Raw genomic sequence first — 11208 nt, forward strand, 5'->3', positions numbered from 1 at the left:
GCAGTTCGCGCTGTAGCGGACGCATCCGGCGGGCGGGGTGTGGCTTTGATCCCACTCATGCTGCGCGGCCGTGAGCGATCCGCCTGCCAGGAGAGCCACAAGGAGGTGTGCGATCACCGTCCAGCGGGCGCGGAAGACAGCCGCGACAACTGCCAGGACGAGCACGGCGATCAGCAACACCCGTAGCCGCTCGATGTGCGCGAGGCCGGCCGCGTCGATTCCTGCCTTGTCGCCTTGCGCTGCCCATACCTCCAGGCCGTAGCCGTATATCCAGTCCAGCACGAGCCATGCGGCCTCCAACAGGAACAGCGGGATCGCAAGGGCGAGGTCCACGCCCAGGCGTGTTCTGCGCGACCACGGGCGCCGACGGCCTGGGACTGGGAGGGTGTCGGTCATGGGTGCAGGGTGCCGTGGCTGGTGGTGATCCACATGAGTACCCGTACTCATCTGCCGGTCCTCGCGGGAGCAGCCGAGTGTCGCGAACTGACCCGTGGAGCCCGTGTTCGGGCCGCTCACCTCAGTGCAGCTGACCGTGGTCGAGACGTGCTTGAGGTTCGTGCCGTCCTCGCTGCAGATCGCGTAGGCGTAGGTCATGTTGTTCTGGTCGCCAGCGACGGGCGACGCCGGGTGTCGCGGGCATGCGACGGAGGCCGGGCCGGCCGTAAGGGGCTTCAGAGGTTGAGAAGCCCCTTGTGCGTACCGCCGAAGCCCTGCTGTTCGTCGACAAGGTGGATCTCCAGGATCCAATGGGCCTGCCACCCTCCGTGCACGATGCGGCGGAGAGGCTGGTCGTTGTCGGGGCAGAGGAACGCGTGACCATGGTGGAAGTCCGTGGCCGGGTCCGCTCCGACCAGGCGGCCGACGTGCCCTCCGCCCAGCGTCCAGCCGGCCTTGGCGGCAACGGCCTGGACCTCGGCGTACAGTTGCCTGCCCGTGATGCCGGTATCCGTGTAGAACGCCTTGCGGCCGGCGTCGAACACCCTCGGCAGATCCTCGACGAGACTGTGCTTGTGCGGGTCGTTGCCGAAAGCGACGGTACGGGCAAACTGCGTTTCGTAGCCACGGAGAATGGGACCGAGATCGGCGACGACGACGTCGTCTTCCCCGACGACGCGGTCGGGCGGCTCCGGTTCGTACGGGGTCATGGTGTGGGGGCCCGACCTGATGACCGGCTCTGTCCGTCGCGCGGCTGGGCCGTACGCCTGCCTTGCCAGGTCCCCGATCCACCTGCCCGCCTCGCGTGTACCACGACCGGGCGTGATGACGTCGCGGGCCATGACGTCGGCGAACAGGGCTTCGGCCATCCGCTGCGCCTCCGCCAGCCCCAGAGCTCGCAGCCGCTCGTCCATGCGGTCGGGCTCCGTCATCGTGCCGTTCCTCTTCTTCGTGCTGCTTTCAAGGTGTCGAGCGCACTCTGAGTCGATGGCGCCGCAGCCGATGTGATCGGCTCTGAAGAGCCAGTGACTTGCCTCCTTCCGTGGACACCTTCTGGCAACCATCCTGCACATGCGGGCCAGTCTTCGACAATTAACTGGCAAATGCCCAGCTGATGGCACAATGCAGGTCGCTTGTGAGCGCCAGACGTTGGAGGTAACGACAATGCGGATGCGCTTGTCGCCGCGCTGAACCGAGGACGACATCGCGGGCCACCCCGCGTCTTCACCAGTCCCAACCAGTTGGCTGGATCAGGGCCTGTCCGCCGGATCTGTGCTGTGGCCCCCGGAGGGTTCATGCGGCGATCATCCTCATGTGTTCTACGAAGACCTAACCGAGTACGACTACCTGCCCGAGGACTCGTTCACGGACAGGGAGTCCGGCTTCTACGCGCTCCGGTACCGCCCCGCGTACTCACGCCTCAACGTCGGCTGGCTGGAGGCCGGCCGACCGTATCGGCGAGGTCCGGTCCCTCCGGAGTTCGTCGAGAACTGCAGCGCGCTGGCCCCATGTTCCTTTCCCCTGGATCCCGCATGGGGTGCAACGCCTGTCGGAGTAGCGGCTCCCAGTTGACCAGCCTCGGCACTGCTCGGCCTTGCGGTTGGCAGGGCGTGCCGTTGCCGGAGGGAAGGGGCTGCAGTCCCTCCGGGCCCGCCCCGCCAGGGGGCAGGCCCGGAGGCCCAAGGTCACCAGTGGATCTTCCCGGGCGCCACCCGCGTCCGCCGCTGGGTCGACCGCTTCACCCTCTGCCCTGCTCGGCGCAGGCCGTGGACGCGCTGCTCAGTGGGTGGCCGGGATCTGCTGCGTGATGCAGTGGACGCCGCCACCTCCCCAGGCCAGCGTGGTCGCGGGGACGCCCACCACCGTCTTGGAGGGGAACAGCGACTGGATGACCGCCAGCGCCGGAGTGTCACTGGACGGGATGTTCGCGGTGGGGACAACGATGCCGGTGGCCGTCGGGTAGTAGTTCGTGTAGCTGAAGGTGATCACCCGGTCGGTGCCCACGGTGAACTTCGGCAGGAACGGCATCTCCGTCAGCTGGAACCGGCGCCCGCGGGCATCCGTGGCCGACTGGAGGATGCGCTTGTTGCGCAGCAGCCGCGGATAGTTGGGATCGTTGGTGTCGGAGGGCATGTTGATCAGCAGGGAGGCCGGCCCGGCGTAGGCCGCGACCAGGTCGACATGGCCGTCGGTGATGGTGTCGCCGTACATGCCGTACGGCAGCCAGATCATCTTGCGGGCGCCGTAGGCGTCCAGCAGGGCCGCCTCGATCTGTGCCTTCGTCAGGTTCGGGTTGCGGTTGGGGTTCAGCAGGCACTCCTCGGTGCCGATGATCGTGCCCTCGCCGTCCTGGAGCAGGGCGCCGCCCTCGAAGACCAGGTCGACGGGGAGGCGGGGCACGCCGAGGTAGTCGCAGACGCCGACCGGGAGCAGGTCGTCCTTGTCGTGCGGGAACTTGTTGCCCCAGCCGTTGAAGGCGAAGTCGAGGCCCAGCAGGCGGGTGCCGGTGGCGTCGACGCCGAAGATGGGGCCGTTGTCGCGGGGCCAGCAGTCGTTGATCGGGTACTCGATGACGGTGATGCCGGGGCCGACCTTGGAGCGTACGAAGTCGCCCGTCCCGGTGTTGGCTACCATGGTGACCGGCTCAAACCGGGCGACGGCGCGGGCGACGGCCGCGACCTCGTCCTGGACCGCCGGGAGCTTGTCCCCCCAGTTGTCGGCGGCATCCCAGGGGAAGGCCATGAGACACCCAGCGTGTGGCGCCCACTCACCGGGGACGGTGTAGGTCGCGCCGTTGTACGTGGCCGCCTCGGCCGGGCCGGCCGCGACGGCGAGGCCGGCCCCCGTCGCGGCGGTCAGAGCGGCGGAGCTCCTCAGGAAGCGGCGCCGGGACATGGCAGAAGCATTCATGGAAAGACCCTTCTGGAGTGGTTGCACTTGCTGGGGGTGGCGATTGTGGTGAGCGGCCGTTTCACCCGTCTGGCTACGGCGCCGACGCGGGCGAAGACGGGGACGGCGGCGTCTCGGCCGGAGCCGGGGCCGGGCCGGCAGATGTGCCGTCGGCGGCCGCGATCCGCTCGTGTGGCCGGCGGATGAGCAGGTAGAGCACGCCGGTGCCGAGCACGACGGCGACGCCGAGCGGCGCGGCCCAGATCTGGTACCAGGGCGCCCCGGGCGGTGCGAGCAGGGTGCGCGGCCAGCAGACGTTGACCACTTCGAACCCGGCCCACAGCGCGGCCAGGACGTTGAGCGCCGTCCCCCAGCGGCCCAGCCGGATCGCACCGGCGGGCACCCACGTCCCGCGCAGCCGGGCGACGAGCGCGGCGGCGGACACCAGGAAGAACGGCACGAAGGTGGCTGCCGTGCCGAAGGAGATCAGCGATCCGATGGCGGTGGCGTTCAGACCCAGCAGCAGGGCGGAGGCGGAGACCAGTGTGGAGGCGACCAGGCCCCCGATGGGCGCGGCCCGCCGGTTGACCTTGCGGACCTGGGCGGAGAAGGGGAACACGCCGTCGCGGGCCAGCGAGTAGAGCCCCCGGGCGGCGCCGCCCTGCGAGGCCATCGCGCAGGCCAGGAAGCTGACCAGCACGATCGCCACGAACGGCTTGTCGGACCAGGAGCCGAACGAGGTGACCACGGCCGTCGTCACCGGGTCGACGTCCTTGCCCGCCACGGCCGCCGCCGTGTCGGGGTAGGAGATGGCGACGGCCACCGCGTTGAGCATGACGACCGCGCCCACGGAGAGCAGAGCCCACCACATGGCCCGGGGCACCTGCCGGGCCGCGTCCTTGGTCTCCTCGGCGGTCGACACGCAGGCGTCGAAGCCGATGAACGCCCAGCCGGCCACCGCGACGACCGCCATGAACGCCATGGGCAGGGAGCCGTCCGACAGCTTTTCGGCGCCGAAGGTGTGGGTGAACATCGAGACCGGGTGCTTGCGGAAGAACAGCAGCAAGGACAGCCCGACCAGGACGGAGGCGATCGCCTCGCCCGCGATGCCGGCCGACACGAACCAGCGCAGCATGCCGATGCCGTAGGCGTTGACCAGGGAGCAGGCCAGCACGATCGCCATCGCGACCGCGACCAGGGCGCCCGGAGACGGTACGGCACCGAAGAGGGCGAAGACCCACGGCGCGGCCAGGTAGGCGACGGTGGTGTTGCCGAACATCACGGCGAACTGCCACACCCAGCCGCCCAGCCAGCCGAACCTGGGGCCGATGAGCCGCCGGCCCCACTGATAGGGCCCGCCGGCCAGCGGCCACTGGGAGGTGAGTTCGCTGTAGACGTTGACGACCAGGCACTGTCCGGCCAGGACGACGGGGAGCGCCCAGACCCAGGCCGGTCCGGCGATCATCGTCGCGATCATCGAGACGGCGTAGAGGGCGACGACCGGGGACACCACCGCGAACCCCATCGAGATGTTGCCCAGGATGTTCAGGCTGCGGCGCAGTTCTTGCTGGTAGCCGAGCGCCTCCAGGCGTACGGCGTCCCCGTCCTCGGGGGGCAGGGGTTGGGGCTGGGATCGGGGCATGGGCGTACCTCGCCTTGTCGCACGAGCTAAAACTAACTTTGTTAGGCGGCGACCGTAGAGGCCTGACCGGCGCTTGGGAAGACCCTCCGGGTGAGTAACCTTGCCGAGTTGCCGAGATGCCGAGTTCGTGAAGGGGCGGGTCGTGGGCCGACCACACCAGGCGGTACTGAGCCGGAAGGCCATCGCGCGCGCCGCGCTGGACTTCATCGACGACCACGGCTACGAGGCACTCACCATGCGCGCCCTCGCCGACCGGCTCGGCGTGCGCGGCGCCTCGCTCTACCACCACGTCCGCTCCAAGGACGACATCCTCGACGCGGTCGGAGAACTCCTCGACGCCGAGATCGACGTCAGCCCGCTGCGGGACCGGCCCTGGCAGGAAGGCATCGCCGCCTACGCCCGCGGGTACCGCCGAGTCTTCCTGCGGCACCCCAACGCCATCTCACTCGTCGCCCGCCGCGGGGTACGCGGCACGGACGCCCTGCGCGAGTACGACACCCTGCTGGACACCCTCATCCGGGCCGGAGTCCAGCCCGCGCAAGCCCTCGAAGTCGGCGCCGCCATCGACTTCCTGGTGCTCGGCTCCGCCCTGGAGACCTACACAGCCGGCTTCACCCGACCACCAGGCGAATACCGCCCCGCCTATCCCGCCCTCGCCGACACCCTCGAAGCCGCCACCCGAGACGACCCCGATCCCGCGGCCCTGGACGACCGCGGCTTCGAACGAGGCCTCACCCTCCTCCTGACCGGCCTCGCCCACGAGCTGGCGTCCGACTGACCTCCGACCCGCTCGGCGTCGACGGCCATAGGGACAGCCCCACCCCTGGGCCTTCGCCCCTTCGCGGTCAGCGGCTCAGCAAGCCGCGGCGGGCAACGCGTACAGTGTGCACGGGCGCGGTGAGATCATGAGGAGTCTGTGTTGACCGCCGTCAGCCTTGAGCACACCACCGTCCCGGCCGACACCGGCGAGGTGACCCTGCTGATAGCCCGCCGGGTGGAGCCTGGCCACGAAGCCGCGTTCGAGCGGTGGGCGAAGGGCATTCTCGAAACCGCGGCAACCTTTCCCGGCCACCTCGGATACGGCTTCTTCCGCTCCTCCGGCGGCGACGCCCCCTGGTTCCTGGTCCATCGATTCCGTGATGCGGAGGCCTGCCGGGCGTGGCAGGAATCGCCGGAACGCGCGGCCTGGTTCGCCGACTGCGAGGGACACCACCACACCGAGATCGCCCGACGGCAACTGACCGGAATGGAGACCTGGTTCGCCAAGCCGGGCTCCACCCGGCCCGCACCTCCGAGGTGGAAGATGGCGATCAGCGCGACCCTGGCGATCTACCCCATCTCCGTCCTCGGCAGCCTCTTCCTCGTGCCACACCTGACCTCACTCCCCGTCCTGGCCAGCAGCCTGGTCGTGGCCTGCGTCTTCAACGTGCTCATGACCTACGTCTCGATGCCGGCCGTGAGCAGACTCCTTCGCCGTTGGCTCACCTCCTAGCACAGCCCTCGCCCGTTCCCCTCCAAGCCCGTGGATATGCTCGCGCCATGCCACCACAGGGACGCATGGTCAAGGCGGCACGCTGGCCGGCGGTTTGGGCCGCGTTCACCGTCGTCATGCGCTTCGCCACCGGCCTTGCGGGCATCTACAGGGGCTGGTCGGTCACTGCGGTGACGTCCGTGTTGATCGTCGCCTGCTGGTACCTGGTCTCGCGGGTGCGGTCCCGCAGGAGTGCCCTGCTTTCCTCACCCCGGACCCGGCCGTGATCATGCGTAGGGTGGTTCTCGCGCTCTGAGGAAGCGCCATCCTGAAATCAAACATATGACCGATCGGTTCCGACGCGCCTGACGCTGCTCCGCAGGCGCTGTCGGCCGATCACGCGCGTGCAGGTACTCGACGATGAGTTTTTGATGGATGTGCGGTCTACCTGTCGACGAAGGGAGCGCACCATGCGCAAGATCATCGTTTGCACGTTCCTGACACTGGACGGCGTCATGCAGGCGCCGGGCGGACCGGACGAGGACGCTGAGAGCGGCTTCGAGCACGGCGGCTGGCAGAAGCCGGTGGACGACGAGGAGGTCGGCGCGGCCATCGCCGGCTGGTACGAGGACTTCGACGCGATGCTGCTCGGCCGCAAGACGTACGAGATCTTCGCGTCGTACTGGCCGAACGCCGATCCCGGCAACCCGTTCACCGATCGGATGAACAGCATGCACAAGTACGTGGCGTCCCGGACCCTGACGTCCGTCGAGTGGCAGAACTCCACGCTGCTGGAGGGCGACGTCGTCGATGCCGTACGCAAGCTGAAGGCGTCCGACGGCGGAAACATCAGCGTCGTCGGCAGCGGGGACCTCGCCCAGACCCTCATGAAGCACGGCCTCGTAGACGAGTACCGGCTGACCATCCACCCGGTGATCATCGGCACCGGCAAGCGGCTGTTCGCCGACGGAGCGATCCCCACCGCGCTGGAGCCGGTCAGCGTCTCGACGACGAAGGGCGGCACCGTCGTCGGCGTCTACCGGCCCACCGGCAAGCCCAGCTACGACAGCTACTAGGCACTTCGCGGCTTCGGGGCAACCCCAGGGCGGGGTCGGGAGCGGGCCTGCGGAACTAGGCCCGTTCACGGGTGTCGAGATGAGGCCGCCGGCTCCGTCCTCGGTATACCGGTGGCCTCGGAGGGCCACACAGACGCAGAGGGAGAACCATTCATGACGCTTCAGCGGATGGACAACGTCGGCATCGTCGTCGAAGACCTGGACGCCGCCGTCGCCTTCTTCACCGAACTGGGCATGGAGGTCGAAGGCAAGGCGCAGATCGAGGGCCTCTTCGCGGATCAGGCGGTCGGACTCGACGGAGTCCGCAGCGACATCGCGATGATGCGGACGCCGGACGGCCACGGCAAGCTGGAGCTCGCGCAGTACCACTCCCCCGCGGCGATGCGCGACGGATCGCACAACCCGCCGCCGAACACGCTGGGCCTGCACCGGGTGATGTACGCCGTCGACGACATCGACGACACCATCGCCCGCCTGCGCCCCCATGGCGCCGAACTCATCGGCGAGGTGGCGCAGTACGAGGACATGTACCGCCTGTGCTACCTCCGCGGCCCCTCGGGCATCATCCTGGCCCTGGCCGAACAGATCAGCTGACGGCCGGTCCGACGGGTTGCAGTGTCTCGGCTCGGAGGTGGGAGTCGGCAAGCGAGGGATAGTCGGTGTAGCCGGTCTTGCCACCCGTGTACATCAGGCCCTGCTCCCGAACCTGGTTGATCGGCGCACCGATGCGCAGTCGTTCGACCAGGTCGGGGTTGGCGAGGAACGGGCGGCCGAGTGAGATCAGGTCGGCTCCGGCGGCGAGGAGCCGCTCGCTCTCGTGCCTGCCCCCGTCATCCGGCAGCGGCTTGCCCCATCCCAGGACCGGGTTGGCGATCAGCGTGCCGGGCCACGCCTTACGGATCTCCTGGAAGAGTGGCTGGTCGGGATCCGCGAAGACAACGTGCAGATAGGCCAGTCCGGCGTCGGCCAGGGCAGCGATGAGGGCCGGGTAGATCTCCTCGGTGTCGCCCTCGTGTATGCCGTTGACGGTGATTCCGGGTGAGATCCGCACGCCCACCCGCTCGGGGCCGATCGCGTCGGCGACCGCGCGCACCACCTCCACCGTGAACCGGATGCGGCCGGCGACCGAGCCGCCGTAGGCGTCGGTGCGGTGGTTGGTGCCCTGTGCCAGGAACTGGTGCAGGAGGTAGCCGTTGGCGGCGTGCACCTCCACACCGGCGAAGCCGGCGTCGATGGCGTTGCGGGCGGCAGCGGCGAAATCGGCCACGGTGGCGCTGATCTCGTCGGTCGTCATCTCACGGGGTACCACTGCGTCCTGGTGTCCGCCGGGGGTGTAGATCGTCTCCGGGAGCGGCACGGGCGAGGGCGCAACCGGCGTCAGGCCACTGGTGTCGGGATGACCGATCCGGCCACCGTGCTGCAGCTGCAGGAACATCCGGCCACCCGCGGTGCGCACGGCATCGGTGACGCGTCGCCATCCGGCCACGTGCGCTTCGTTGTAGATCGCGGTGATGTTGGGGTAGGTCTGCCCCACGGCGTTCGGCGTCGACGCCTCGGCGATGATCAGACCCGCTGAGGCACGCTGGGCGTAGTAGGTGGCCATGATGGGTTGCGGGACGCCGTCGGCTGCGGCGCGGTTGCGGGTCATGGGCGCCATCACCAGACGGTTCGGCAGGTGCAGGGCGCCGAGGAGGGCGGGTTCGAAGAGGCGGGAGTCGACCGGTGCGTTCGTCATGCCGAGCACGGTAGAAGTTGACACCGGTGTCAGGTTCAAGCCCCGGCCACGCATGCGGGGGTGGCGCGTGCGGATCGTGAACCGGCTCGGCGAAGTGGCGTGAGCGACGGTTCGTCGCGGCGCGAGGCCCAGGGTTGGTGACGGCCGAGCGTACCGCGCCCGCCTGTTCACCTTGGGCCGATCGTCTGCGGCAGCCGGCAGTGCCCACTGCGTGTCACCTGGACGCATAGCCGAGTTGATATAGATTGCTCGATTATGGGAGAAAATGGCCGAATCGGCCGTCGATCGGTGCTCAAGGCCTTCCCCGTCGCGGGCCTCGCTACGGCGTCCAGCGAGCTGTGGGACGGGCGGCGCACGGCGGCACCGACGTCGTTCCCGCAACCCGCGGTGTCGGCCTCGCGCCGCGTGTCCGGCTCAGGGTCGCCGGTGCTCCAGCAGACGCTGGACGTGCGGTTCTCGGAGGTCGTCGTACCGGGTCACGGGTCGGTCACCACTCGCGCCTACAACGGGACGATCCCGGGGCCGACCCTGCGCGTGCGCGGCGGGGACATCATGCGGCTGACACACATCAACGGCCTGCCGCCCAACCCCTCCCACACCGGTGGCCACAACACCCCGCACCACGCCAACAGCTTCAACCTGCACACCCACGGGATGCACGTCTCGCCGTCCGGGCACGCCGACAACGTCCTGCGCGAGTTCGCGCCGCGCACCCCGGAAGAGGTCGCCGCCGGCGCCCCGGAGCCGCGGTACAAGACCACCATCCACGTCCCGGCCGACCACCCGGCCGGCACCTACTGGTACCACCCGCATCTGCACGGATCCACCGCCGAGCAGCTCGTCGGCGGCATGGCCGGGGTGATCATCGTCGAAGGCGACGTCGATGAGGTCCCGGAGATCAAGGCGGCCGCCGACGTCGTCGTCTGCATCAACGAACTCAAAATGAAGAACGGCAGGGTCCCTGCCTTCACCTCGGATCGCTGGGTGACGGGCATCCCCTCCACCTTCACTGTCAACGGCGCGGTCAACCCCACCCTCCGGCTGCGCCCGGGCGAGGTCCAGCGCTGGCGGCTCGTCGCCGCGACGGCCTTCACCGCCCTGCGGCTCCAGGTCAGCGGGGACGGCGGAGACCTGCCGCTGCATCAGATCGCGCAAGACGGCGTCACCTTCGCCACACCCGTCTCCCTGCGCGCGGTGGACATGGCCATGGGCAACCGCGCCGACGTGCTGGTCCAGGCGACGAAGCCCGGCACGTACGAACTGCGGGCCCACGCTGTGACCGTACCGCTGATGACGATCGAGGTCGCTGGAGAGCCCATCAAGCCGCCGATGAAGCTGCCGACCTCGTTGCCGCAGGGCCTGCCGTTCCTCGACGAGAGCGACATCACCGACCCCCACGCCGACCGGGAGGTCATCTTCCACACCGATGCGGGCGTCTTCTCCGGGCCCTATCCGAGTGCCTTCCGCATCCTCGGCGCCGGCGCAACACCCGCGGCCGACCCCGACGGCGATCTCACCCGCGACCCGGCCTACGGCCTGTTCGACCCCGCCTACACCAACCACACTCTGCGACTTGGCACCGTGGAACGCTGGACCATCCGTACCGACGGAACCATGCCGGCGCACCACCATCCCTTCCACCTGCACACCAACCAGGTCCTCCTCACCCACCGCGACGGCGAACGGCTCGACCCGCCGGTCTGGCACGACACCGTCAGCCTGGCCGGCGGCAAATCCGCCGGCTCGGTCACGTTCCTGGTCAGGTACGAGGACTTCACCGGCCGCACGATCGCCCACTGCCACCAACTCCACCACGAGGACCTGGGCATGATGCAGCAAGTCCACTACGTGGATTGAACTGACCGCGTTCTCAGGGCGCGTACGCCGTAGCCGCATGTGCAGGCCGGTGCCTGCTGCCGCTCGGGCAGCAGGCATACGGCTCATCGGGCAGCAGGCATGC

The 11208-nt window shown here is 69.0% G+C and carries 10 protein-coding genes; 5 read left to right on the top strand and 5 right to left on the bottom strand.

Annotation, left to right across the window (positions count from 1 at the left end):
* The 4 genes from C3489_RS36840 to C3489_RS36860 form a co-directional block, all read right to left on the bottom strand.
* A partial coding sequence (locus tag C3489_RS36840; RefSeq protein ID WP_258055112.1) for a DUF6234 family protein occupies positions 1–396 on the bottom strand: 396 nt, incomplete at its 3' end.
* Positions 397–671: 275 nt separating this feature from the next.
* Positions 672–1367, bottom strand: coding sequence for an aminopeptidase P family protein (locus C3489_RS36845; RefSeq protein ID WP_258055113.1), 696 nt, complete (start codon positions 1365–1367; stop codon positions 672–674).
* 847 nt (positions 1368–2214) lie between these two features.
* Complete coding sequence (locus C3489_RS36855; RefSeq protein WP_258055114.1) at positions 2215–3345, bottom strand: agmatine/peptidylarginine deiminase; 1131 nt, start codon at positions 3343–3345, stop codon at positions 2215–2217.
* Between the two features lie 73 nt (positions 3346–3418).
* Positions 3419–4966 carry an APC family permease gene (locus tag C3489_RS36860; protein WP_103786503.1) on the bottom strand — a complete coding sequence of 516 codons (1548 nt, stop codon included), beginning with the start codon at positions 4964–4966 and terminating at the stop codon, positions 3419–3421.
* A gap of 142 nt (positions 4967–5108) precedes the next feature.
* Between C3489_RS36860 and C3489_RS39925 the strand changes: the two genes are divergently transcribed.
* From C3489_RS39925 to C3489_RS36885, 4 genes are all read left to right on the top strand, one after another.
* Positions 5109–5744: a TetR/AcrR family transcriptional regulator C-terminal domain-containing protein gene (locus C3489_RS39925; protein ID WP_103786504.1), complete on the top strand. Its 636-nt coding sequence runs from the start codon at positions 5109–5111 to the stop codon at positions 5742–5744.
* A gap of 138 nt (positions 5745–5882) precedes the next feature.
* Complete coding sequence (locus tag C3489_RS36870) at positions 5883–6458, top strand: antibiotic biosynthesis monooxygenase (RefSeq protein WP_258055115.1); 576 nt, start codon at positions 5883–5885, stop codon at positions 6456–6458.
* 449 nt (positions 6459–6907) lie between these two features.
* Positions 6908–7513, top strand: coding sequence for a dihydrofolate reductase family protein (locus tag C3489_RS36880; RefSeq protein WP_103786506.1), 606 nt, complete (start codon positions 6908–6910; stop codon positions 7511–7513).
* 153 nt (positions 7514–7666) lie between these two features.
* The gene (locus C3489_RS36885) at positions 7667–8107 is read left to right on the top strand and encodes a VOC family protein (protein WP_103786507.1); all 441 of its coding nucleotides are present in this window, start codon (positions 7667–7669) and stop codon (positions 8105–8107) included.
* Here the strand turns inward: C3489_RS36885 and C3489_RS36890 are convergent.
* Complete coding sequence (locus tag C3489_RS36890; RefSeq protein WP_103786511.1) at positions 8100–9248, bottom strand: alkene reductase; 1149 nt, start codon at positions 9246–9248, stop codon at positions 8100–8102. The two genes, C3489_RS36885 and C3489_RS36890, sit on opposite strands and share 8 nt — an antisense overlap.
* A gap of 288 nt (positions 9249–9536) precedes the next feature.
* Between C3489_RS36890 and C3489_RS36895 the strand changes: the two genes are divergently transcribed.
* The gene (locus C3489_RS36895; protein ID WP_181139994.1) at positions 9537–11105 is read left to right on the top strand and encodes a multicopper oxidase family protein; all 1569 of its coding nucleotides are present in this window, start codon (positions 9537–9539) and stop codon (positions 11103–11105) included.
* Positions 11106–11208 lie beyond the last annotated feature (103 nt).

Source organism: Streptomyces sp. Ru71 (assembly GCF_002920535.1).
Lineage (GTDB): Bacteria > Actinomycetota > Actinomycetes > Streptomycetales > Streptomycetaceae > Streptomyces.